The sequence below is a fragment of the Streptomyces sp. NPDC033216 genome (assembly GCF_055577115.1).
Window position 1 is genome coordinate 73,133 of record NZ_JBVIQK010000010.1, and the last position, 24,601, is coordinate 97,733.

At 72.1% G+C, this 24,601-nt stretch carries 19 protein-coding genes and 1 tRNA gene; 18 read left to right on the plus strand and 2 right to left on the minus strand.

Annotation, left to right across the window (positions count from 1 at the left end; translation table 11 throughout):
- Window positions 1-218: 218 nt before the first annotated feature.
- Both ACZ5Y0_RS19865 and ACZ5Y0_RS19870 read left to right on the plus strand, forming a co-directional pair.
- A complete protein-coding gene (locus ACZ5Y0_RS19865) occupies window positions 219-1,634 on the plus strand; it encodes an NAD-dependent malic enzyme (RefSeq protein WP_469129986.1) in 1,416 nt (471 codons plus the stop codon).
- 336 nt (window positions 1,635-1,970) lie between these two features.
- Entirely contained in the window at window positions 1,971-2,252 is a 282-nt protein-coding gene (locus ACZ5Y0_RS19870) for an HU family DNA-binding protein (RefSeq protein WP_004000874.1), read from the plus strand.
- Between the two features lie 148 nt (window positions 2,253-2,400).
- Here ACZ5Y0_RS19870 and murA read toward each other — a convergent pair whose 3' ends face one another.
- A complete protein-coding gene (murA, locus tag ACZ5Y0_RS19875; protein ID WP_363088558.1) occupies window positions 2,401-3,747 on the minus strand; it encodes a UDP-N-acetylglucosamine 1-carboxyvinyltransferase in 1,347 nt (448 codons plus the stop codon).
- Window positions 3,748-4,009: 262 nt separating this feature from the next.
- On the opposite strand from murA, the gene ACZ5Y0_RS19880 reads away from it, so the two are divergent.
- From ACZ5Y0_RS19880 to ACZ5Y0_RS19930, 11 genes are all read left to right on the plus strand, one after another.
- A complete protein-coding gene (locus ACZ5Y0_RS19880; protein WP_469129987.1) occupies window positions 4,010-4,582 on the plus strand; it encodes a YqgE/AlgH family protein in 573 nt (190 codons plus the stop codon).
- A gap of 29 nt (window positions 4,583-4,611) precedes the next feature.
- Complete coding sequence (locus ACZ5Y0_RS19885) at window positions 4,612-4,896, plus strand: DUF3039 domain-containing protein (RefSeq protein WP_280881958.1); 285 nt, start codon at window positions 4,612-4,614, stop codon at window positions 4,894-4,896.
- A gap of 232 nt (window positions 4,897-5,128) precedes the next feature.
- Window positions 5,129-6,421 (plus strand): extracellular solute-binding protein, encoded by a 1,293-nt coding sequence (locus ACZ5Y0_RS19890; RefSeq protein WP_469129988.1) that lies wholly within the window; start codon window positions 5,129-5,131, stop codon window positions 6,419-6,421.
- A 4-nt stretch (window positions 6,422-6,425) separates the two neighbouring features.
- A complete protein-coding gene (locus tag ACZ5Y0_RS19895; RefSeq protein ID WP_469129989.1) occupies window positions 6,426-7,373 on the plus strand; it encodes a carbohydrate ABC transporter permease in 948 nt (315 codons plus the stop codon).
- Window positions 7,370-8,224 carry a carbohydrate ABC transporter permease gene (locus ACZ5Y0_RS19900; RefSeq protein WP_469129990.1) on the plus strand — a complete coding sequence of 285 codons (855 nt, stop codon included), beginning with the start codon at window positions 7,370-7,372 and terminating at the stop codon, window positions 8,222-8,224. Before ACZ5Y0_RS19895 ends, ACZ5Y0_RS19900 begins: the two co-directional genes overlap by 4 nt.
- A 1-nt stretch (window position 8,225) precedes the next feature.
- Window positions 8,226-9,860, plus strand: coding sequence for a beta-N-acetylhexosaminidase (locus tag ACZ5Y0_RS19905; RefSeq protein ID WP_469129991.1), 1,635 nt, complete (start codon window positions 8,226-8,228; stop codon window positions 9,858-9,860).
- Between the two features lie 275 nt (window positions 9,861-10,135).
- A complete protein-coding gene (locus tag ACZ5Y0_RS19910) occupies window positions 10,136-11,029 on the plus strand; it encodes an FAD binding domain-containing protein (protein ID WP_469129992.1) in 894 nt (297 codons plus the stop codon).
- Entirely contained in the window at window positions 11,026-12,747 is a 1,722-nt protein-coding gene (locus ACZ5Y0_RS19915; protein WP_469129993.1) for a (2Fe-2S)-binding protein, read from the plus strand. Before ACZ5Y0_RS19910 ends, ACZ5Y0_RS19915 begins: the two co-directional genes overlap by 4 nt.
- Window positions 12,744-15,053: a xanthine dehydrogenase family protein molybdopterin-binding subunit gene (locus ACZ5Y0_RS19920; RefSeq protein WP_469129994.1), complete on the plus strand. Its 2,310-nt coding sequence runs from the start codon at window positions 12,744-12,746 to the stop codon at window positions 15,051-15,053. The genes ACZ5Y0_RS19915 and ACZ5Y0_RS19920 overlap by 4 nt, the downstream gene beginning before the upstream one ends.
- Before the next feature lie 433 nt (window positions 15,054-15,486).
- Window positions 15,487-16,668 (plus strand): SUKH-4 family immunity protein, encoded by a 1,182-nt coding sequence (locus ACZ5Y0_RS19925; RefSeq protein WP_469129995.1) that lies wholly within the window; start codon window positions 15,487-15,489, stop codon window positions 16,666-16,668.
- A 28-nt stretch (window positions 16,669-16,696) separates the two neighbouring features.
- Complete coding sequence (locus ACZ5Y0_RS19930; protein ID WP_469129996.1) at window positions 16,697-17,188, plus strand: hypothetical protein; 492 nt, start codon at window positions 16,697-16,699, stop codon at window positions 17,186-17,188.
- Window positions 17,189-17,221: 33 nt separating this feature from the next.
- On the opposite strand, the gene ACZ5Y0_RS19935 is transcribed toward ACZ5Y0_RS19930, so the two are convergent.
- A tRNA-Cys gene (locus tag ACZ5Y0_RS19935) sits at window positions 17,222-17,293 on the minus strand.
- Window positions 17,294-17,547: 254 nt separating this feature from the next.
- Here ACZ5Y0_RS19935 and ACZ5Y0_RS19940 point away from each other — a divergent pair.
- The 5 genes from ACZ5Y0_RS19940 (at window position 17,548) to ACZ5Y0_RS19960 (ending at window position 24,504) form a co-directional block, all read left to right on the plus strand.
- Entirely contained in the window at window positions 17,548-19,002 is a 1,455-nt protein-coding gene (locus ACZ5Y0_RS19940) for an MFS transporter (RefSeq protein WP_469129997.1), read from the plus strand.
- Window positions 19,003-19,285: 283 nt separating this feature from the next.
- Window positions 19,286-21,079, plus strand: a complete 1,794-nt coding sequence (locus ACZ5Y0_RS19945; RefSeq protein ID WP_469129998.1) for a DEAD/DEAH box helicase — start codon at window positions 19,286-19,288, stop codon at window positions 21,077-21,079.
- A 386-nt stretch (window positions 21,080-21,465) separates the two neighbouring features.
- Window positions 21,466-22,110 (plus strand): IclR family transcriptional regulator, encoded by a 645-nt coding sequence (locus ACZ5Y0_RS19950; RefSeq protein WP_073495779.1) that lies wholly within the window; start codon window positions 21,466-21,468, stop codon window positions 22,108-22,110.
- A 246-nt stretch (window positions 22,111-22,356) separates the two neighbouring features.
- Window positions 22,357-23,148 (plus strand): S16 family serine protease, encoded by a 792-nt coding sequence (locus ACZ5Y0_RS19955; protein WP_469129999.1) that lies wholly within the window; start codon window positions 22,357-22,359, stop codon window positions 23,146-23,148.
- A 129-nt stretch (window positions 23,149-23,277) separates the two neighbouring features.
- Window positions 23,278-24,504, plus strand: coding sequence for a cytochrome P450 (locus ACZ5Y0_RS19960; protein ID WP_469130000.1), 1,227 nt, complete (start codon window positions 23,278-23,280; stop codon window positions 24,502-24,504).
- Window positions 24,505-24,601 lie beyond the last annotated feature (97 nt).

Consider the following 24,601-nt stretch of genomic DNA (forward strand, 5'->3'; position numbering starts at 1 on the left):
GGGCCCAACCTTCGTCGCTACGAGCGACCACTTGCCGCGAGGCGAGCATGGCGGGCCGGTGTCATAGACAGACGAGAGAGGCCCACGTCCGTGTGACGTGGGCCTCTCTCGCTGTGAACTCAACGTTCGCAACCCAGGGGTGGCTAACGCCTACCCAGCAGTAGGTGCGACGATCGGACGGCATCCAGCGTCACAGGTGAAAGCAGAGGAAGTCGGCCATGGCAACGGCGCCCAGCGTCTCCTACTCGATGACGGTCCGGCTGGAGGTGCCCGCGAGCGGAACCGCGGTCTCCCAGCTCACCGGGGCCGTCGAGTCCCACGGAGGCTCGGTGACCGGCCTCGACGTCACGGCTTCCGGCCACGAGAAGCTCCGCATCGACGTCACGATCGCGGCCACGTCCACCGCGCACGCCGACGAGATCGTCGAGCAGCTCCGCGGTATCGAGGGCGTCACCCTGGGCAAGGTCTCGGACCGTACGTTCCTGATGCACCTCGGCGGCAAGATCGAGATGGCGTCGAAGCACCCGATCCGCAACCGCGACGACCTCTCGATGATCTACACGCCGGGCGTGGCCCGCGTCTGCATGGCGATCGCCGAGAACCCCGAGGACGCCCGCCGCCTCACCATCAAGCGCAACTCCGTTGCGGTCGTGACGGACGGCTCGGCCGTGCTGGGCCTCGGCAACATCGGCCCGATGGCCGCCCTGCCGGTCATGGAGGGCAAGGCCGCCCTCTTCAAGCGGTTCGCCGGCATCGACGCCTGGCCGATCTGCCTGGACACCCAGGACACCGACGCGATCGTCGAGATCGTCAAGGCCATCGCCCCGGGCTTCGCCGGCATCAACCTGGAGGACATCTCCGCCCCCCGCTGCTTCGAGATCGAGGCCCGGCTGCGCGAGGCCCTCGACATCCCCGTCTTCCACGACGACCAGCACGGCACGGCGATCGTCGTCCTCGCCGCCCTCACCAACGCCCTGCGGGTCGCGGGCAAGGCCATCGAGAACATCCGCGTCGTCATGTCCGGCGCGGGCGCGGCCGGTACGGCCATCCTCAAGCTGCTGATCGCGGCCGGCGTGAAGAACGCCGTCGTCGCCGACATCCACGGCGTCGTGCACGCGGGCCGCGAGGACCTCGTCGACGCGGCCCCCGGCTCGGCGCTGCGCTGGATCGCCGACAACACCAACCCCGAGGGCCTCACCGGCACGCTGAAGGAGGCCGTGCGCGACGCGGACGTCTTCATCGGCGTCTCCGCCCCCAACGTCCTGGACGGCGACGACGTGGCCGCCATGGCCGACGACGCGATCGTGTTCGCGCTCGCGAACCCCGACCCCGAGGTGGACCCGGCCGTCGCCCGTCAGACGGCCGCCGTCGTGGCCACCGGCCGCTCCGATTTCCCGAACCAGATCAACAACGTGCTGGTCTTCCCGGGTGTGTTCCGCGGCCTGCTGGACGCCCAGTCCCGCACCGTCAACACGGAGATGATGCTCGCTGCCGCGAAGGCCCTCGCCGACGTGGTGACCGAGGACGAGCTGAACGCGAACTACATCATTCCGAGCGTCTTCAACGACAAGGTCGCCGGCGCGGTGGCCGGGGCCGTGCGGGAGGCCGCGAAGGCCGCCGGGGCCACCGTCTGAGAACCCGCCGTCCGCGGGGGGCTGTGAGGATCGCCACGACGTGCCATGAAACCGGCGCGTCGTGGAACCCGGTACGCATGACCGCCATCTATGGTAGGCGGCTAGTCAGTGGCGCTTTCGTGTGACTCCCAAGGGTGTTCTCACGACTCCTGCGGGTGCCGGATTGGCTTTCCCGCCGCAGGTGGGGGCAGGATGCGTCTCTGGGCGCGAGGGTCTGACATGGGACCCGGTCCGGGGACTTTCCGAGGACCCTGGCAGCATCGGCTTCGCTGTGCCCAACATGCGGCTCCGCCGCGTGGCACGCCTCAACGGCAAGAAGAACACGGGAGTAAGAACATGAACCGCAGTGAGCTGGTGGCCGCGCTGGCCGACCGCGCCGAGGTGACCCGCAAGGACGCCGACGCCGTGCTGGCCGCGTTCGCCGAGGTCGTCGGCGACATCGTCTCCAAGGGCGACGAGAAGGTCACCATCCCCGGCTTCCTGACCTTCGAGCGCACCCACCGTGCCGCTCGCACCGCCCGCAACCCGCAGACCGGCGACCCGATCCAGATCCCGGCCGGTTACAGCGTGAAGGTCTCCGCGGGCAGCAAGCTCAAGGAAGCCGCCAAGGGCAAGTGACGCTCCGCTGAGAGCGCCGTGGGGTGACTGCGGGCCGTCTGTGCGGCACGCAGTTCCCCGCGCTCCTTCGGACGCGTCGAGATACGCCGATGGGGCGGCGACCCGGTACCGGGTCGCCGCCCCATCGGCGTATCTCGCGCGGGAGCCGCTATCCGAGTGCCTTGCCCGGCAGCTCCACCTTCGCGCCCAGCTCCATCAGCTTGTCCATGAAGTTCTCGTAGCCGCGGTTGATCAGATCGATCCCGTGGACGCGGGACGTGCCCTGGGCCGCGAGGGCGGCGATCAGGTACGAGAAGCCGCCGCGCAGGTCGGGGATGACCAGGTCGGCGCCCTGGAGCTTGGTCGGGCCGGACACGACCGCGGAGTGCAGGAAGTTGCGCTGGCCGAAGCGGCAGTCGGAACCGCCCAGGCACTCGCGGTACAGCTGGATGTGGGCGCCCATCTGGTTGAGCGCGGACGTGAAGCCCAGCCGCGACTCGTAGACCGTCTCGTGGACGATGGACAGGCCCGTGGCCTGGGTGAGGGCGACGACCAGCGGCTGCTGCCAGTCGGTCTGGAAGCCCGGGTGGACGTCGGTCTCCAGGGCGATCGACTTCAACTGGCCGCCGGGGTGCCAGAAGCGGATGCCCTCGTCGTCGATCCGGAAGGCGCCGCCCACCTTGCGGTAGGTGTTCAGGAAGGTCATCATCGAGCGCTGCTGGGCGCCGCGGACGTAGATGTCGCCCTCGGTCGCCAGCGCCGCGGACGCCCAGGAGGCGGCCTCCAGACGGTCCGACAGGGCGCGGTGGTCGTAGCCGCCGAGTTTGTCCACACCGGTGATGCGGATCGTGCGGTCGGTGTCCATCGCGATGATGGCGCCCATCTTCTGTAGGACGCAGATCAGGTCCTCGATCTCCGGCTCGACGGCCGCGTTCGCGAGTTCCGTGACGCCCTCGGCGAGGACGGCCGTCAGCAGGACCTGCTCGGTCGCGCCGACGGACGGGTACGGCAGCACGATCTTCGTGCCGCGCAGCCGCTGCGGGGCCTCCAGGTACTGGCCGTCCGCCCGCTTCTCGATCTTCGCGCCGAACTGCCGCAGCACGTCGAAGTGGAAGTCGATGGGCCGGCCGCCGATGTCGCAGCCGCCCAGGCCCGGGATGAAGGCGTGTCCGAGGCGGTGCAGCAGCGGGCCGCAGAACAGGATCGGGATCCGGCTGGAACCGGCGTGCGCGTCGATGTCGGCGACGTTGGCGCTCTCGACGTAGGTCGGGTCGAGCACCAGCTCACCCGGCTCCTCACCCGGACGGACCGTCACCCCGTGCAGTTGCAGCAGGCCGCGTACGACCCGCACGTCACGGATGTCCGGAACGTTGCGCAGTCGGCTCGGCTCGCTGCCCAACAGGGCGGCGACCATGGCCTTGGGTACGAGGTTCTTCGCACCGCGGACACGGATCTCGCCCTGAAGCGGGGTTCCGCCGTGGACAAGCAGGACGTCGTCTGAGCCGTTGACGGTCATGTATCTCGCGTTCCGTGGAGTGGGGCAGGGCCGGAGAGGACAGAGTAATCGCCGTGGACCCCCGTCCCGTAAGCCCGAGGGCGGCTCAGGGTCGTCATGGCTGTGTCACAACACGAACCGTTTCCTGTCGGGTACATGGCGTCACCGTGGGCCGGCCGGCGTCCTCGTGCGCCCGGACCGCATCCGTGCGCCCGGCCTGCCCTCACTCCGTATGCCCCGGTCGCCTCCCCACGCGCGGGGAAGATGGGGGATCATGTCTGGCATGACCGAGGTGTCCTCGCTCACAGGGCGGCTGCTCGTGGCAACCCCCGCCCTGGCGGACCCGAACTTCGACCGCGCGGTGGTGCTCCTCCTCGACCACGACGAGGAGGGCTCGCTCGGTGTCGTCCTCAACCGCCCGACGCCGGTGGGTGTCGGCGACATCCTGGAGGACTGGGCGGACCTCACCGGTGAGCCGGGTGTCGTCTTCCAGGGCGGCCCGGTCTCCCTCGACTCGGCGCTCGGCGTCGCCGTGATCCCCGGTGGCACCGCCGTCGACGGCACGCCGCTCGGCTGGCGGCGGGTGCACGGCGCGATCGGCCTCGTCGACCTGGAGGCCCCGCCGGAGCTGCTCGCCTCGGCCCTCGGCTCCCTGCGGATCTTCGCCGGGTACGCCGGCTGGGGTCCCGGCCAGCTGGAGGACGAGCTGGTGGAGGGCGCCTGGTACGTGGTGGAGTCCGAGCCCGGCGACGTGTCCTCACCCTCCCCGGAGACCCTCTGGCGCGAGGTCCTGCGCCGTCAGCGCAACGAACTGGCGATGGTGGCGACGTACCCGGACGACCCTTCGCTCAACTGACGCGTGTGACCTTCAGTACCCTTGGCCGTATGAGCACTCTTGAGCCCGAGCGCGGCACCGGAACGGGGACCCTCGTAGAGCCGACGCCGCAGGTGTCGCACGGCGACGGTGACCACGAGCGCTTCGCGCACTACGTCCAGAAGGACAAGATCATGGCGAGCGCGCTCGACGGGACTCCCGTCGTGGCGCTCTGCGGCAAGGTGTGGGTGCCCGGTCGCGACCCGAAGAAGTACCCGGTGTGTCCCATGTGCAAGGAGATCTACGAGTCCATGGGGTCCGGCGGCGACGACGACAAGGGCAAGGGCGACAAGTAGCCGGTAGTCCGGCGGCCGGCTGACTTTCCCGGAGGCCCCCAGGGTGCGCTTTGGCGCACCTTGGGGGCCTCTGTGCCGTTTGCGGGCCGTGCCGCGTTGCAAGGGATGCGTCGACTGGTCACAGAGTGGTGGAGACCTCTTGTGGTGGTGTTCACCGAGTCCCTAGCCTCCCGAGTGTTGTGCACAGCGAAACCGTCATTGCGCATGTTGCAACGCCTCGGAGGAACGCTCCATGAAGCCGTCCGTCCGCATCGCCGCAGTGCTGACCGCCCTGGTCACCGCCGCCTGCGCCCCACAGACCTCCGCCAACCCCTCCTCCGCCAAGGACGACAAGAGCGGCACACTGCGCGTGTGGCTCTTCCAGGAGGTCGGCAACGATCCCAAGCGGAAGGTCGTCGACTCCGTCGTCGCCGGCTTCGAGAAGACCCACGCCGCCACGGACGTCGAGGTGGAGTACATCCCGGTCGAAACCCGCGCCCAGCGCGTCAAGTCCGCCTTCAACGACCCCGGGTCCGCGCCCGACGTGATGGAGTACGGCAACACCGACACCGCCGGCTACGTGAAGGACGGCGGACTCCTCGACGTCACCGAGGAGTTCACCTCCTGGGCCGAGACGAAGAACACCGACCCCACCGCCCGCCGGTCCGTCACCGTCGACGGGAAGATCTACGGCGCCCCCCTCTACGTCGGCGTCCGCGCCCTCTACTACCGCACCGACGTCTTCGGGGAACTCGGCCTCGCCGTCCCGAGGAGCATGGCCGAACTCGCTTCCACGGCCCGTACGATCCGCGCCGCGAAGCCCGAGCTGTACGGCCTCGTCGTCGGCGGCGCCTACACCTACGGCGCGCTGCCCTTCGTCTGGGCCAACGGCGGTGACCTCGCCACCGGCAAGGACGGCTCGTACGCCTCCGCCATCGACAGCGCCGCCGCGCAGAAGGGCATCACGGCGTACACCGCGCTGTTCGGCGACGACAACTGCCCCGCCGCCAAGTGCGCGGGCATGGGCGGCAACGACACGATCACCGCCTTCGCCGCGGGCAGGGCGGGCATGGCGATCGGCGGCGACTTCAGCCACACCGCCGTCGAGGCCGGCAAGGTGAAGGGCGAGTACGCCGTCGTGCCGCTGCCCGGCGTCCGGGCCGGCTCGATCGCGCCGGCCTTCGCGGGCGGCAACAACCTCGGCGTCCTCAGGAGCACCTCCCACCGCACCCTCGCCGTGCAGCTGACGCAGGCGCTCGCCTCCAAGCGGACGCAGGCGCGGCTGTTCGACGCGATGGGCTTCCTGCCGACCTACACGGACGTCCGTGACGCGGCGGCGGAGCGCAAGCCGTACGTGAAGCCGTTCGTGGAGACCCTGGCGGCGGGCACCAGGTTCGTGCCGTCCTCGCCCGCCTGGTCACGGATCGACTCCCAACTGGTCCTGCCGACCATGTTCCAGGAGGTCGTCAGCGGCCGGAAGGACGTGGCGGCCGCCTCGGGGGAGGCGGCCGAGAAGATGGACGCCGCCTTCGGCAGCGTGGGCTGAGCCGATGGTCGCGCACGGCACGGCGGCCGTGGAGAAGCGCCCCGCGCCCCTCACGGCCCCGGCCCCCCGCAGGCGGACCCGCGGTGCCTGGACCCCCTGGCTCTACCTCGCCCCCGCTCTCGTCGTCCTCGCCGGGCTGCTGGGCTATCCGATCTACCAGCTCGGCCTGATCTCCCTCTTCCGTTACACCCAGGCACAGGTCAGCGGTGGGGAACCGACCGTCTTCCGGGGTTTCGGCAACTATGCCGACCTCTTCGCCGACGACCGGTTCTGGCAGGTGCTGTTCGCGACGGTCGTCTTCGCGGCGGGCTGTGTGCTGTCCACCCTCGCCGTGGGCTGCGCGCTCGCCGTGCTCCTCACGCGCGTGCGTGCCGTGCCGCGGCTCGCGCTGATGCTGGCCGCGCTGGGCGCCTGGGCCACCCCCGCGGTCACCGGCTCGACGGTCTGGCTGTTCCTGTTCGACCCCGACTTCGGACCCGTCAACCGCGTCCTGCGACTGGGCGACCACTCCTGGACGTACGGCCGTCTCAGCGCCTTCCTCCTGGTCCTGCTGGAAGTGGTGTGGTGCTCCTTCCCGTTCGTGATGGTGACGGTGTACGCGGGCATCCGCGCCGTACCGTCCGAGGTGCTGGAGGCGGCCGCCCTGGACGGCGCCTCGCAGTGGCGCACCTGGCGGTCGGTCCTCGCGCCGATGCTCCGGCCGATCCTGGTGGTCGTCACCGTCCAGTCGGTGATCTGGGACTTCAAGGTCTTCACGCAGATCTACGTCATGACCAACGGCGGCGGCATCGCCGGCCAGAACCTCGTCCTGAACGTCTACGCGTACCAGGAGGCGTTCGCGTCCTCGCAGTACGGGCTCGGCGCGGCGATCGGCGTCGTGATGCTGCTCATCCTGCTCACCGTCACCCTCGGCCACCTGTGGCTGCTGCGCCGCCAGGGGGAGGAGACATGAGACTTCCACGGTGTCCGGGAGGAGTCGTGCGGCACCCGTGGCGGGCCGCCGCCGACGCCTGCGCGCTGCTGGTCACGGCCGTCGTCGCGTTCCCGCTGTACTGGATGGTGCTCGGCGCCTTCAAACCGGCCGGTGAGATCGAGTCGAGCGAACCCCGTCCCTGGACCCTTTCCCCGTCCCTGGATTCCTTCCGCCGCGTCTTCGGGCAACAGGAATTCGGCCGTTACTTCCTCAACAGTCTCGTCGTCGCGGTCACGGTGGTGATCGTCTCGGCGGCCGTCGCGTTTCTCGCCGCGACCGCCGTCACACGATTCCGGTTCCGCTTCCGGACCACCCTGTTGATCATGTTCCTGGTGGCCCAGACGGTGCCGGTGGAAGCCCTCACGATCCCCTTGTTCTTCGTCATGCGGGACGCCGGTCAGCTGAACACCCTGGGCGCGCTGATCCTGCCCCACATCGCCTTCTCGCTGCCGTTCGCGATCTGGATGCTGAGGGGCTTCGTGAAAGGCGTTCCCGAGGCGCTGGAGGAGGCCGCGTACCTCGACGGGGCGAGCCGTGCGCGATTCCTGTGGCAGATCCTTTTCCCGCTCGTGCTGCCGGGCCTGGTGGCCACGAGCGTGTTTTCCTTCATCTCCGCCTGGAACGACTTCCTCTTCGCCAAGTCCTTCATCATCAGTGACACTTCGCAGTCGACCCTGCCGATGGCGCTGCTGGTGTTCTACAAGCCCGACGATCCCGACTGGGGCGGGGTGATGGCCGGTTCGACGGTGATGACGATTCCGGTGCTGGTGTTCTTCGTACTCGTACAGCGACGACTTGTCTCCGGCCTCGGCGGAGCGGTGAAGGACTGACGTGACTTCTGGCGACGACATCATTCCGGCGCCGCGCGCCGTCGAGGGACCCATGCGGTGCGGGGAGCTGCTGCTGGACGCCTCCACCACCCTGTGGGCCGCGCCCGGCACGGAGAGCACCGAACGCTGGCTGCGGGCGACGATCGGCGCCGCGCACGGCCTGCCGCTGCGGCCCGGTCCCGAGGAGGCACGCGACGGCGTACGGCTGCTCGTCGACGACACGTTGGAGCCGGAGGCGTACCGGCTGAGCGTCGTCGTCGACCGGGGCGTCGAGATCCGCGGCGGTGACCCGGCCGGCGTCTTCTGGGGGGCGCAGACCCTGCGCCAGCTCCTCGGTCCCGAGGCGTTCCGGCGCGCTCCGGTGCGCCCCCGCACGTGTCACGGAATTCCGCACCAGATCGTCGAGGACGGCCCCCGTTTCCGCTGGCGGGGTCTCCTGCTCGACGTGGCCCGGCACTTCATGCCCAAGGAAGGCGTCCTGCGCCAGCTGGACCTGATGGCCGCGCACAAACTCAACGTCCTCCACTTCCATCTGACCGACGACCAGGGCTGGCGGATCGAGATCGAGCGCCACCCGCGACTGACCGAGGTCGGCGCCTGGCGCTCCCGCACGAAATTCGGCCACCGTGCCTCGCCGCTGTGGGACGACAGACCGCACGGCGGCTTCTACACCCGCGACGACATCCGCGAGATCGTGGCGTACGCCGCCGAGCGGCATATCACCGTCGTCCCCGAGATCGACGTGCCGGGGCACTCGCAGGCGGCCATCGCCGCCTATCCGGAACTCGGCAACACCGACGTCGTCGACACCTGCGCCCTCTCCGTCTGGGACACCTGGGGGATCAACCCGAACGTACTCGCGCCCACCGACAACACGCTGCGCTTCTTCGAGGGGGTCTTCGAGGAAGTCCTCGAACTCTTCCCCTCGGAGTTCATTCACGTCGGCGGTGACGAATGCCCCAAGGAGCAGTGGCGCGCCTCGCCCACCGCGCAGGCCCGCATCGAACAACTCGGTCTCGCCGGCGAGGAGGGACTACAGGCCTGGTTCATCCGGCACTTCGACACCTGGCTCGCCGCGCGCGGGCGGCGGCTCATCGGCTGGGACGAGATCCTGGAGGGTGGTCTCGCCGCGGGCGCCGCCGTGTCGTCCTGGCGGGGTTACGCCGGCGGGATCGCCGCCGCGCGCGCGGGGCACGACGTCGTCATGTGCCCCGAGCAGCAGGTGTACCTGGACCACCGGCAGGACGGCGGTGCCGACGAACCCGTGCCGATCGGCTACGTCCGCAGCCTGGAGGACGTCTACCGGTTCGAGCCCGTGCCGCCCGAGTTGACGGCCGAGGAGGCGGCACACGTGCTGGGCCCGCAGGCCAACGTGTGGACCGAGGCGATGGAGGATGCCGCGCGCGTGGACTACCAGGTCTTCCCCCGGCTCGCGGCCTTCGCCGAGGTCGCCTGGAGTCGGCTGCCCGCCCCCGAGCGGCGGGACTTCGCCGACTTCGAGCGGCGGATGGAGGCCCACTACGAGCGGCTCGACGCCCTGGGCGTCGCCTACCGGCCGCCGGGCGGTCCGAAACCCTGGCAGAAGCGCCCCGGCGTGCTCGGCCGGCCGATCGAGGGCGCGCCCCCGACCCGCTGAGCCCAACTCCCCGACGCCGAACCGCTGGGCTCGCTCCGCACGCCCCAGTCAGGAAAAACCCCGGCAGGGTCACCGAAGACTGGCGATCCGCGCACACCGGCGAAGTCATGCGAATACGGACCATGTTCCGGACGAGGTGGGCGAATGCCTCCTAGCGGACCCCCGCGCTCGGGCCTTGCGAAGATGTGCCAGAGTTGCCACGTCCGCCCTGTCAGCACGTACCGTACGGCAGCACAGGTGGGACCAGGTGGGGCAGCGGGAAGGGGCAGCCGGTTTTGACCACGCACGCACCGCACGCGGGGCAGGCCGTCACGCTGCCCGCGACACTGGACGAAGCAGTGGCGGCACTCGCCGCCACGCCGGCCGCCGTGCCGGTGGCGGGCGGCACCGACCTGATGGCCGCCGTCAACTCCGGCCAGCTCAGGCCCGCCGCCCTCGTCGGCCTCGGCCGCATCAGCGAGATCCGCGGCTGGCAGTACCAGGACGGGCACGCCCTGCTCGGCGCCGGACTCACCCACGCCCGCATGGGCCGCCCCGACTTCGCCGCCCTCATCCCGGCGCTCGCCGCGGCCGCGCGCGCCGCGGGCCCGCCGCACATCCGCAACGCGGGGACCCTGGGCGGCAACATCGCCTCCGCGGCCCCCACGGGCGACGCGCTCCCCGTGCTGGCCGCGCTGGAGGCGACCCTGATCATCGCGGCCCCGGGCGGCGTCCGCCGCGAGATCCCGGTGTCGCACCTGCTGGCAGGGATGGACATGCTGCGCGGCGGCGAACTCATCGGGTACGTGCGCGTGCCGCTGCTGCACGCCCCCCAGGTCTTCCTGAAGGCGACCGGCCGGACCGGCCCCGGGCGGGCGGTCGCCTCCGTCGCCCTCGTCCTGGACCCCGCCCGGCGCGGAGTCCGGTGCGCCGTGGGCGCCATAGCGCCGATGCCGCTACGGCCCCTGGAGGCCGAGCAGTGGGTCGCCCGGCTCATCGACTGGGACAACAACCGGGCCCTCGTCCCCGAGGCGCTCAGCGCCTTCGGCGAGTACGTCGCCGCCGCCTGCATCCCGGACCCGGTCCCCGCCGAGGACGGTTCCGTGCAACCGCTACCGCCCGCCGTACTGCACCTGCGGCGCACCGTCGCCGCCCTGGCCCGACGAGCACTGGGGAGGGCACTGTCATGACCGACGACCAGCAAGGACAGGGCGCGCCACCGGGCGGCGGCCGCTGGGACCCGCTGCCCCAGGGCGACTACGACGACGGCGCCACCGCCTTCGTGAATCTCCCCGAGGGCGGCATCGACGCCCTCCTGGCCGCCCGTGGCGACGGCAGCCCGCTCGCGGCGCCCGGCCACGGATACGTGCCCCCCGAGATCGAGGCGACGCACGACGGGGCCGACCCCGCGGCGCCCGGCAACGGCACCTGGGCGGCGTCCGCGGGCGGCACGGACTGGCCCGCGCCGGCGAGCGGGACGGCCGGCGGCGACCGGTTCACGTACCACCCCGGCGCCACCGGGCAGTGGACCTTCGACGACACCCGTGCGCCCGCGGAGCCCGCCCCCGCGCCCGGCCACGACGTGACCGGTCAGTGGTCGATCCCTGTCGCGGGCGGCGATCTGCCCGACGAGTCGGGCGAGTTCACCACCTCCGCGCTGGTCGAGCAGTGGGGCGGCGGAACGCCCCCGGCCACCCTGCCGGGCGGCGCGTCCGCGCCCTGGGCGACGGAGCCCACGCCGGACGAGCGGTCCTGGAACCCGGCGACCGACGGGGCCGGCGCACCGCTCGCCGAGGCCGCCGGAGCGCGAGCGGACGCGCCCGCCTTCGGGCACGCCCCGCGGCACGAGGCCGCCGACCCCGTCTCCCACGAGCACCCGGACTCCCACGAGGGCCCGGACTCGCACGAGGACCCGGACTCCCACGAGGGCCCGGACTCGCACGAGGGCCCGGACTCGCACGAGGACCCGGGCGAGCGGCCGCCGCCCGGAGGGCCGTACGAGGCCGCGTCCGGCCCCGTGGAGGCCCAGCGGCCGTCCCCCGAGGGTCCCGATGGCCCCGGAGGTCCCGAAGCCGCTCACGAGCCCACCGAGCGCGCCGGGGCCGCCGAGGACCCGCGGCCGGCGGCAGCCCCGGACCCGGCCACCCGCGCGGACGAACACCACGACCACCCCGAGCAGGCCGCCTCCGGCGCGTCGTCCACGCGCGTGGACGACGACCCCGAGGCGGAGCCCGCGGGTGAGGTGGAGCCCGCGGGTGAGGCGGCCCACCACGAGGACCACCCCCTCGCCTCCTACGCCCTGCGGGTCAACGGCTCCGACCGGCCCGTCACCGACGCCTGGATCGGCGAGTCGCTGCTCTACGTCCTGCGGGAGCGGCTCGGACTCGCCGGCGCCAAGGACGGCTGCTCCCAGGGTGAGTGCGGGGCCTGCAACGTCCAGGTGGACGGGCGCCTCGTCGCCTCCTGCCTGGTCCCGGCCGTCACCACCGCCGGCAGCGAGATCCGCACCGTGGAAGGCCTCGCCGTCGACGGGCAGCCGTCCGACGTGCAGCGGGCGCTCGCCCGGTGCGGGGCCGTGCAGTGCGGCTTCTGCGTGCCCGGCATGGCGATGACCGTGCACGACCTGCTGGAGGGCAACCCCGCTCCCACCGAGCTGGAGGCCCGTCAGGCGCTCTGCGGCAACCTGTGCCGCTGCTCCGGCTACCGGGGCGTCCTCCAGGCCGTCAAGGACGTCGTCGCCGAACGCGAGGCGCATTCCTCCGCGGACGCCGAGCCGGACGGCGACGAGGCACGTATTCCCCACCAGGCGGGCCCCGGCGGCGGCGGCATCCACGCGTCGGCCTTCGAGAACCCCGCGCAGCCCCACCCGCACGACCCGGCGTACGGCCAGGACGGAGGCCAGGCGTGACCAACGAAGCAGCCACCGTGACGAGCCCCGCGGAGGCCGCCCCGGCCCCCGAGCCGATCCCGCACGGCCTCGGTGCCTCCCTGCCGGCCGCCGACGCCCGCGCCAAGACCGAGGGCACCTTCCCGTACGCGGCCGACCTGTGGGCCGAGGGCCTGCTCTGGGCGGCCGTACTGCGCTCCCCGCACGCCCACGCGCGCATCGTCTCCATCGACACCACCCACGCGCGGGACATGCCCGGCGTGCGGGCCGTCGTCACGCACGAGGACGTGCCCGGCAGACCGCTGCACGGACGCGGCCAGGCCGACCGCCCGGTGTTCGCCTCCGAGGTCGTACGCCACCACGGCGAGCCCATCGCGGCCGTCGCCGCCGACCACCCCGACACCGCGCGGATGGCCGCCGCGGCCGTCATCGTCGAGTACGAGGTGCTCGACCCGGTCACCGACCCGGAACTCGCCTTCGAGGCCGAGCCGCTGCACCCCGACGGCAACCTGATCCGGCACATCCCGCTGCACCACGGCGACCCGGCCGCCTCCGGTGAGGTCATCGTGGAGGGCCAGTACCGCATCGGCCGCGCCGACCCCGCCCCCATCGGCGCCGAGGCCGGTCTCGCGGTGCCCAGGCCCGACGGCGGCGTGGAGCTGTACCTGGCCTCCACCGACCCGCACAACGACCGGGACACCGCCGCGGCCTGCTTCGGCCTGACACCCGATCAGGTGAAGATCGTCGTCACCGGCGTGCCCGGTGCCACCGCCGACCGCGAGGACCAGGGCTTCCAGCTCCCGCTCGGCCTGCTCGCGCTGCGGACCGGCTGCCCGGTCAAACTCACCGCGACCCGCGAGGAGTCCTTCCTCGGCCACGCCCACCGCCACCCCACACTGCTGCGGTACCGCCACCACGCGGACGCCGAGGGCAGGCTGGTCAAGGTGGAGGCCCAGATCCTCCTCGACGCGGGCGCCTACGCGGACACCTCCGCCGAGGCCCTGGCCGCCGCCGTCTCCTTCGCCTGCGGCCCCTACGTCGTCCCCAACGCCTTCATCGAGGGCTGGGCCGTCCGCACCAACAACCCGCCCTCCGGCCACGTCCGCGGCGAGGGCGCGATGCAGGTCTGCGCCGCCTACGAGGCGCAGATGGACAAACTGGCCAAGAAACTCGGTGTGGACCCGGCGGAGCTGCGGCTGCGCAACGCCATGGCCACCGGCGACGTCCTGCCGACCGGCCAGACGGTGACCTGCCCGGCGCCCGTGGCCGAGCTCCTCCAGGCCGTCCAGGACTTCCCGCTGCCCGCCCTGCCGAAGGACACCCCCGAGGAGGACTGGCTGCTGCCCGGCGGTCCCGAGGGGGCGGGCGAACCGGGCGCGGTGCGGCGGGGCGTCGGCTACGGCCTCGGCATGGTCCACATGCTCGGCGCCGAAGGCACCGACGAGGTCTCCACGGCCACCGTCAAGGTGCAGGACGGCGTCGCGACGGTCCTGTGCGCGGCCGTCGAGAGCGGCCAGGGCTTCACCACGCTCGCCCGGCAGATCGTCCAGGAGACGCTCGGCGTCGACGAGGTGCACGTCGCGTCCGTCGACACCGACCAGCCCCCGGCCGGCCCCGGCTGCCGCGGCCGGCACACCTGGGTCTCCGGTGGCGCGGTGGAACGCGCGGCCAAGATGGTCCGCACCCAGCTCCTCCAGCCCCTCGCGCACAAGTTCGGCATGTCCACCGAACTCCTCCAGATCACCGACGGCAAGATCACCTCGTACGACGGCGTCCTGTCGACGACCGTCGCCGAGGAACTGCGCGGCAAGGAGCTGTGGGCCACCGCGCAGTGCCGCCCGCATCCCACCGAGCCGCTGGACGGGGCCGGTCAGGGCGACGCGTTCGTCGGCCTCGCCTTCTGCGCGATCCGCGCCGTCGTCGACGTCGACATCGAGCTGGGCTCGGTACGGGTCGTGGAACTGGCGGTCGCCCAGGACGTGGGCCGGGTACTCAACCCGGCACAGCTCGCCGCCCGGATCGAGGCGGGCGTCACCCAGGGCGTCGGCATCGCCCTCACCGAGAACCTGCGCACCCCGCGCGGTCTGATCCGTCACCCCGACCTCACCGGCTACGCCCTCCCCACGGCCCTGGACGCGCCGGACATCCGGATCGTCAAGCTGGTCGAGGAACGGGACGTGGTCGCGCCGTTCGGCGCCAAGGCGGTCAGCGCGGTCCCGGTCGTGACGTCCCCGGCGGCGATCGCCTCCGCCGTGCGGGCGGCGACCGGTCGCCCGGTGAACCGGCTGCCGATAAGGCCGCAGGCGGCCGTCGTCACGGGCCAGTGAGCATCGCCCCGGCGTGACGGGGCGCGAGGAGCACCCCCGGCGTCGACGGGGAGGCCCACTGGGGCTGCGGCTGCGGCTGGGGCTGGGGCTGCGGCACCGGCCCCGATGGTCGGCGCGGGGCCGCCGCGGACACGGACGCGCGCGTCGCCCGACGCCCGTCGCCCGACGCCCGTCGCCCGACGCCCTCGGGCGGGACGCGACGCTCGGCGCCCGTCCGACGACGGCGTCCACCGGACCGGTCCGCACGCGCACGTCACGCATCCGACTCCGCCCGGACACCACGCAGTTGTCCGCGGGGGAGCGGGCCGACGCGATACTCGAGGGGAGGGAACGCGCGCGCGTGGCCCGACGTCCTTGCTGTCGAGGGCCGTTGTCAGTGGTGCCGCGTAGGGTGCGGAGCAGTGGGACGGCGAACTTCACGCACGGGGGACCGATGAGCACGACCAGCACCACCACCGGCACGCCGGTGATCACCCTCTCCGAGGCCGAGCTGGATCCGTACGTCACCCACGCGCCGAGCCGCCGCTGGCTGACCGGCCCCGGACTGCCCGACGTCGGAGCGCTGGTGACGTTCGAGGCGCTGCGCGCGGACGGCCTGCGCCCGGTCGCCGAATCCACCGCCGACCCCGACCACCGGCTCCCCGACGGCCTGCGCGGCCAGCTGGTCATCGGCGGACTCCTCGGCCTGGCGGGCCCCGAGACCGAGTCCGTGCTCCTCGACGGCGCGACCGGCGAGATCACGTCGACGTACTTCCTCCACGACCGTCCCGACCTGATGGACCGTCGGCCCCTCGCCCCCTCCCTGGAGAAGCTCGTTCGGTTCGCCACGGCCGCCGACGAACTCGCCGCACTGAGAGGCCAGTTCGCGGCCTACGCCGGGCGTTTCGGGCCCGAAGCGGTGGCCGAGGCGTCCGGACAGCTCCTCGCGCTGTACGAGTCGGGGACGGACGGCGAGGTACCCCCGTTCTGGCGGCTGGCCGCCGTGATCCGTCCCCTGGCGCTGGTCGCGGGCCCCGGCACCCGCTCCGGGCTCGCCCTGGACCTGCCGCCCAGGCTGCTCGACGAGGAGTTCGACACCGGCGCCATCGTCCGCTTCGAGGAGGTCGACTTCCCGGCCGCCCTCTCCCACGAGCCGACCCGCCGCTTCCTGCGCGAGACGGGACTGCCCGAGGAGTGCGTCTGGTTCTCCCTCGACCTGGACGTCCCGCTGCCCACCCTCGCCGCGCACCGGGCGGACGAGCCGCACACCGAACTCCCCGAGGGCGCCGACCGGCTGATCCGCCTCGGCCACCTCGTGGAGGACACCAGCCTCGTCCTCGACGGCGCCACCGGCGCGGTGCTGGCCTGGAGCGAGACGGAGGCCAGACTCCGCCCGTTGAACGCCGACATCTCGACCCTGGCGTTCACCCTCTGGCTCGTCCACCGCGAGCACACCCTCGACGCCGAACACGAACTGACCGTGGCCTACGACCAGTTGGCCGCCACCATGACCCGTACCCTGGCCGCCCTCGACCCGGTCGCCTGCGACCCGACCCCGAGGACGCCCACCGACGACGGCTGGCGCTACTGGCCGGGCATGTTCGAGGACGAGGCGGGTGGCGGACTCTACGCTTGACCCCGGTCCGCGTCGTAAGGTCCCCCGCATGGACTGGCTGGCTCCCGTGAACACCCTGACCGGCGCGGCTATCGGCATCGGATCGACCCTGCTCGCCGACCGCCTCCGATGGCGCCGCGACCGCGAGGCCCTCCACCAGGACACCCGACGGCAGGCCTACGCGGCGTTCATGGCGGCACTGTCCGACGCCTACAGCCGCCTGCACGAGACCGCCCGCGAGGCCCTCCCCCCGGCGGAGGCCCGCACGGCGGCCCACGAGGTCTTCACCACCAGCAACCTCTACCCGCTGCGCTACGAACTCGCTCTGATCGCCCCATGGGACGTCATGGCCCCGGTCAACGAGGCCTTCTGGAAGGTCCGCGCCCTGCGCGACCTGGTGGCGACGGGCACCGCCACGGACGCCCCGGAGTTCCGGACCCACGTGCGCGACTACCTGACGGCCACGGAAGCGGCCCAGGCCGCGATGCGCAAGGACCTCGGCACGACATGGCCGGAGGAGAGGGCCGGGCGGGAACCGTAGACCGGGACGCGCCCGGCGAGAGGACGGTGTGGGAGGCCGTGGCGGGATTCGAACCCACGTAACTCGCTTTGCAGGCGAGCCCCTGAACCACTCGGGCACACGGCCGTTCGGCGGGTCCTCCGGGGAGTGCCTCCCTTCGAACCGCTTGGACATGACCGTAGGCCCCGGAAACCGGGGGCTCAAGGGAGCCGCGGTGGCCGCAACGCGACTGCCATGTTCCGTTCACGAACAGGGGCCCCGTGCCGTTCACGAACCGGGCGATCCGGCGGCGGTCGGGAGTGGCGTAGGACCAATGGACGAGGATCGGTCCCGACTCCCGACAGGGGTCAATGTCAGTTGCGGGCCTTACTCTGGCCGTCATGGCCGTCCATGAACCTCGCGACACCGGTGTCGCAGACGTACCCGGGAAGTCCAGCTCGCGTCGGCCGGAGGGGACCGTGCTCGGGCGGGACCACCGGGCCCTGAGCATCGGGATCGTGTCCGTCGTGCTGCTGATCGCCTTCGAGGCGACCGCGGTGGGGACGGCCATGCCGGTGGCGGCGCGGGAGCTGGACGGGCTGTCCCTGTACGCCTTCGCGTTCTCGGGGTACTTCACGACCAGTCTCTTCGGCATGGTGCTGGCCGGTCAGTGGTCCGACCGGCGAGGCCCGCTGGGTGCGCTGACCTGCGGGATCGCCGCCTTCGCCGCGGGCCTTCTGCTGTCGGGGACCGCCGGGGTCATGTGGCTGTTCATCCTGGGGCGGGCCGTGCAGGGGTTCGGCGGCGGGCTGGTCATCGTCGCGCTGTACGTCGTCGTGGGACGGGCCTACCCGGAGCGGCTGCGGCCCGCGATCATGGCGGCCTTCGCGGCGAGCTGGGTCGTGCCGTCGGTCGTGGGGCCGCTGGCGTCCGGCGCGGTGACCGAGCATCTCGGCTGGCGGTGGGTGTTCCTCGGGATCCCCGCCCTCGTCCTCTTCCCGCTCGCCCTCGCGCTGCCGCAGATACGGCGGCGGGCCGCGGGCCCGGTCGACGGCGCCGCGAACGCCTCCTCCGGCCGGCGCCGCATCCGCCTCGCGCTCGGCATCTCCCTCGGCGCGGCACTGCTCCAGTACGCCGCCCAGGACCTGCGCCCGCTCTCCGTCCTGCCCGCCGCCGCGGGCGTCGCCCTGCTGGTGCCGGCCGTTCTCGGGCTGCTGCCGCACGGCACCTGGCGGGCGGCCCGCGGCCTGCCCTCGGTGGTGCTGCTGCGCGGTGTCGCCGCGGGGTCGTTCATCGCCGCCGAGTCCTTCGTGCCGCTGATGCTGGTCACCCAGCGCGGCCTCAGCCCGACCCTCGCCGGGTTCTCCCTCGCGGCCGGCGGGGGAACCTGGGCGCTGGGCTCCTGGGTGCAGTCCCGGCCGCGCGTGGAGCCGTACCGGGACCGGCTGACGACCGGCGGGATGCTGCTCGTCTCCGGGGCCATCGCCGCCGCGCCGAGCGTTCTGATCGACGCGGTGCCCGCCTGGACGGTAGCGGTCGCCTGGGGCTTCGGCTGTTTCGGGATGGGCCTGGTGATCTCCTCGACGAGCGTGCTCCTGCTCCAGCTGTCCGCCCCCGAGGAGGCCGGTTCCAACTCGGCCGCCCTCCAGATCTCCGACGGCCTGTCCAACGTGCTGCTGCTGGCCGCGGGCGGTGCCGCCTTCGCGGCGCTCGGTGGCGGGACCGTGTCGCACGCGACCACCGAGGCCTCCGGCGCCTCCCATCCGGCCGCCTTCGCCGCCGTCTTCCTGCCGATGGCGGCGGTGGCTCTGGTGGGGGCGTGGGTGACGACGAGGCTGCGGGACGAAGCCGGCTGATGCCGTCTGGTGCCCTGCTGCACATGTGAGGGGGCGTCCTCGCGGTACGCAGTCCGACGTCGACGAGGCCGAGCGGTCGTCTTCGATGTCCGTCAGGGCGCTCCGGACGTTCCGAAGATCGCCGCCCGGCTGCCGGGCTCCGCACGCGGAGCGGCGGACGCGATGTGAAGTGAGTCGCATCGACCGGTGACAGGGTGCCGTCCGCGGTGACGCCATCCGGCCGCCGGTAGGGTGGCCCGGTTGTCATACGTAGCCGTGCCGAACGACCCACGAACCGGAGACCGTGACTACCACCGCCGCCTCCACCTCGCACCACCTCTCTCCCGCCTTCCCCGGCCGGGCCCCCTGGGGTACCGCCAGCAAGCTGCGTGCCTGGCAGCAGGGGGCGATGGAGAAGTACCTCCAGGAGCAGCCACGCGACTTCCTCGCCGTCGCCACCCCCGGCGCCGGCAAGACGACCTTCGCGCTGACCCTGGCGTCCTGGCTGCTGCACCACCACGTGGTGCAGCAGGTGACCGTGGTCGCACCCACCGAGCATCTGAAGAAGCAGTGGGCGGAGGCGGCCGCGCGGATAGGGATCCGGCTGGACCCCGAGTACAGCGCCGGGCCGCTCAGCAAGGACTACCACGGCGTCGCCGTGACGTACGCGGGCGTCGGCGTGCGGCCGATGCTGCACCGCAACCGTGCCGAGCAGCGCAAGACCCTCGTCATCCTCGACGAGATCCACCACGCCGGTGACTCCAAGTCCTGGGGCGAGGCCTGCCTGGAGGCGTTCGAGCCGGCCACGCGGCGGCTCGCGCTCACCGGTACGCCGTTCCGCTCCGACACCAACCCCATCCCCTTCGTGACGTACGAGGAGGGCAACGACGGCATCCGGCGCTCGTCCGCCGACTACACGTACGGCTACGGCTCCGCCCTCGCGGACAACGTCGTCCGGCCCGTCATCTTCCTCTCCTACAGCGGCAACATGCGCTGGCGCACGAAGGCCGGCGACGAGATCGCCGCGCGGCTCGGCGAGCCGATGACGAAGGACGCGATCAGCCAGGCCTGGCGCACGGCGCTCGACCCGCGCGGCGAGTGGATGCCGAGCGTGCTGCGCGCCGCCGACCAGCGGCTCACCGAGGTCAGGAAGGCGATCCCGGACGCGGGCGCGCTGGTCATCGCCTCCGACCAGGAGTCGGCCCGCGCCTACGCCAAGCTGATCCGTGAGATCACCGGGTCCAAGGCGACCCTCGTCCTGTCCGACGACGCCGGCGCGTCCGACCGGATCGACCAGTTCAGCCACAGCACCGACCGGTGGATGGTCGCGGTGCGGATGGTGTCGGAAGGCGTCGACGTGCCGCGCCTCGCGGTCGGCGTGTACGCCACCACCATCTCCACGCCACTGTTCTTCGCGCAGGCAGTCGGCCGGTTCGTCCGGTCGCGGCGGCGCGGCGAGACCGCCTCCGTGTTCCTGCCGACCGTGCCCGACCTCCTCGGCTTCGCCAACGAGATGGAACGCGAGCGCGACCATGTCCTCGACAAGCCCAAGAAGGACGGCGAGGAGGACCCGTACGCCGAGGAGGACAAGCTCCTCCAGGACGCGGAGAAGCAGCAGGACGAGGACACCGGCGAGCAGGACATGCTGCCCTTCGAGGCACTGGAGTCCGACGCCGTCTTCGACCGGGTCATGTACAACGGCGCCGAGTTCGGCATGCAGGCCCACCCCGGCAGCGAGGAGGAGCAGGACTACCTCGGCATCCCCGGACTCCTGGAGCCCGAGCAGGTGCAACTGCTCCTCCAGAAACGGCAGGCCAAGCAGATCGCGCACAGTCGCAGGAAGCCCGACACGGAGGCCGACCTGCTGGAGCTGCCTGCCGAACGGCGGCCGGTCGTCTCCCACAAGGAGCTGATGGAGCTGCGCAAACAGCTCAACACGATGGTCGGCGCGTATGTCCACCAGAGCGGCAAGCCGCACGGGGTCATCCACACCGAGTTGCGGCGGGTGTGCGGCGGGCCTCCGAGCGCCGAGGCCACGGCCGGGCAGCTGCGGCAGCGCATCGCCAAGGTGCAGGAGTGGGCGACCCGGATGAGGTGACGCCACGGGGCGTTCCGACGTTCCGCCGTCACCGTCGCGCCGGAGTCGGCACTGCGGGGCGTTCCGACGTTCCGCCGTCACCGTCGCGCGGGGTCGGCGCCGCCAGACCACGACCGTACGTATGGGGACAAACACAGGTAGTCCATACCGGCCACTGACCGGATTCTGGACGGAGCCTTCCGCTGAGCGAACCTGCTTCGCTACTGTCCCGCTACGCACACGCCCCGTGGCAGCGCCGCCGCGGAGCGCAGCCGTGAAGCGACCGGGTCCGGACACGCCGGGCCCCTCTGCCGATCGGCGGCCTCTGACGCGCGTCGCTGACGGGACTCGGCGACGCATCCGCCGCTGTGGAGGCCGCCGACCTCACCACTTAAGGAGTGGGCGTCGTGACCGCGGAGACCTCCCAGACGCTCGACAGGGGACTGAGGGTCCTCAAGCTGCTGGCCGATACGGACCACGGGCTGACCGTCACCGAGCTTTCCAACAAACTGGGCGTGAACCGGACGGTTGTGTACCGGTTGCTCGCCACGCTGGAGCAGCACGCACTGGTACGACGTGACCTGGGCGGACGAGCCCGGGTCGGACTCGGGGTGCTGAGGCTGGGCCGGCAGGTGCACCCCCTGGTGCGGGAGGCCGCGCTGCCCGCGCTCCGGTCGCTGGCCGAGGACATCGGGGCGACCGCGCATCTGACGCTCGTCGACGGGGCGGAGGCGCTGGCCGTCGCCGTTGTCGAGCCGACGTGGACCGACTACCACGTGGCCTACCGGGCCGGGTTCCGGCATCCACTGGACCGGGGGGCGGCGGGCAAGGCGATCCTTTCCGCCCGGCAGCGAACGGCCTCCGGGGAGCCCGGGTACACCCTGACCCACGGCGAGCTGGAGGCCGGCGCGAGCGGGGCCGCGGCCCCGCTGCTGGGCGTGACGGGGGTGGAGGGCAGCGTGGGTGTCGTGATGCTGGCCGACGCGGTGCCGGAGCGGGTGGGGCAGCGGGTGATGGACGCGGCGCGGGAGGTGGCGGAGGCGTTGCGCTGACCGCGCCGGCCGACCTGTCGGCGGCCGCTCGACGCTGCCGTCTCCCCGCTGATCCGACGCCGGCCGCTGCCGTTGCCCGGCTGATCTGACGCCGGCCGCCGAGCGGGGGCGCGGGGCCGCACTGAGCCGGGTGTGGTGCGCGGGACCGGGTGGGCGCCGGGAGGAGCGGGCCGGCGGGCGGCGGCGAGGGGCGCGGGCCGGGCACCGGCGCGTGGTCGGCGTCGAGGGGCGCGTTAGATTGGGCGCGTGCTCTCACGCCTCACTCGTCCCCAGGCCCTCGTCGTCTGCGCGCTTCCGCTCGTGGCGTTGTTCGCCACCGCGGGGCTGGCGCCGTTGCCGTTCTCGGTGGCGCAGCCGGGGATGACGGCGAACGTGCTCGGCGAGAACAAGGGCACGCCGGTCATCACGATCTCGGGGGCACCCACCCGTGACACGAGCGGACAGCTGCGGATGACGACCATCGAGGCGACCGGCCCGGACGCGGACGTCTCCCTGGGCGATGTGATCGACGGCTGGTTCCGCACGGACCAGGCGGTGTTGCCCCGTGACTCGGTCTACCCCGCCGGGGACAGCACGAAGGAGATCGAGCGGTACAACACCGAGCAGATGGAGGAGTCCCAGGACACCGCGACCGAGGCCGCCCTGAGGTACCTCGACCGCACCGACGACGGCATCAAGGTCACGCTGAAGCTCGCCGACGTCGGCGGCCCCAGCGCGGGCCTGCTGTTCTCCCTGGGGATCGTCGACCGACTCGACGGCGACGGCAACGGCGGCGACCTCACGGGCGGTCGTACGATCGCCGGCACCGGAACCATCGACGCGGACGGCAGGGTCGGCGCGGTCGGCGGCGTGGCACTGAAGACGCAGGCCGCCCGCCGGGACGGCGCGACCGTCTTCCTGGTGCCGAAGGCGGAGTGCTCCGACGCCGAGTCCGAGCTGCCCGAGGGGCTGCGCCTGATTCCGGTGACCACCCTCGAGGGCGCGGTCGACTCCCTCGTCAAGTTGGAGAAGGGCCAGGGCTCCGTGCCGAGCTGCTAGCTGCCGGACGGGATCGGTTTTCGGCCAACGATCGTCCATCGTTGAACAGCTGGCCGGGACAGGCTGTCCCGGCCGCGGAGTGATCAATAACCTTGTGCGGTAAACCGGTTACCGATCTCAGGGAGCTCCATGCCCACCGCTCAGCAGGTCCCCGACATCCTGTCGCCCGAGTTCGCTGCGGATCCCTACCGGGCCTATCGCATCATGCGCGAGAGCGCCCCGCTCTTCTGGCACGAACCCACGCGGAGCTACGTCATCTCCCGTTATGAGGACGTCGAGCGCGTCTTCAAGGACAAGAGCGGCGAGTTCACCACCGACAACTACACCTGGCAGATCGAGCCGGTGCACGGCAGAACGATCCTTCAGCTCAGCGGACGGGAACACGCGGTGCGGCGGGCCCTCGTCGCCCCCGCCTTCCGCGGCAGCGACCTCCAGGAGAAGTTCCTGCCGGTGATCGAACGCAACTCCCGTGAGCTGATCGACGCCTTCCGGTCCACCGGCTCCGCCGACCTGGTGGCCGATTACGCGACCCGCTTCCCCGTCAACGTGATCGCGGACATGCTGGGCCTGGACAAAGCCGACCACGCCCGGTTCCACCGCTGGTACACGTCGGTCATCGCCTTCCTCGGCAACCTCTCGGGCGACCCCGAGGTGGCGGCGGCGGGGGAGCGTACCCGGGTGGAGTTCGCCGAGTACATGGTGCCGATCATCCGGGAGCGCCGCGACAGCCTCGGCGACGACCTGCTGTCGACGCTGTGCGCCGCCGAGGTCGACGGCGTGCGGATGAGCGACGAGGACATCAAGGCCTTTTGCAGCCTGCTGCTCGCCGCGGGCGGCGAGACGACCGACAAGGCCATCGCGGGCATCTTCGCCAACCTGCTGCGGCACCCCGAGCAGCTCGCGGCCGTCCGGGAGGACCGCGGCCTCATCGCCCGCGCCTTCGCCGAGACGCTGCGCTACACGCCTCCCGTGCACATGATCATGAGGCAGTCGGCCGCCGAGGTCACGCTCAGCTGCGGTGTCGTACCGGCCGGAGCCACCGTCACCTGCCTGATCGGCGCCGCCAACCGGGACGAGGACCGCTACCGGGAGCCGGACCGGTTCGACATCTTCCGCGACGACCTGACCACGACCACCGCCTTCTCGGCCGCCGCCGATCACCTCTCCTTCGCGCTCGGCCGGCACTTCTGCGTCGGTGCCCTGCTCGCGAAGGCCGAGGTCGAGATCGGTGTCGGCCAGCTCCTCGACGCCATGCCCGACCTCCGCCTCGCCGACGGCGCCGAACTCGTCGAACAGGGCGTCTTCACGCGGGGACCGCAGGCGCTGCCGGTGCGGTTCACCCCCGTCGCGGACTGAGTCCGGACCAGGGCCGCGCGCGGGGGACCGCCGCCCCGGGGCGTGGGCGTCCGCGCCGCGTCGGCGTCCGGTGCGGTGCCGGCGGACGCGGGCCGGG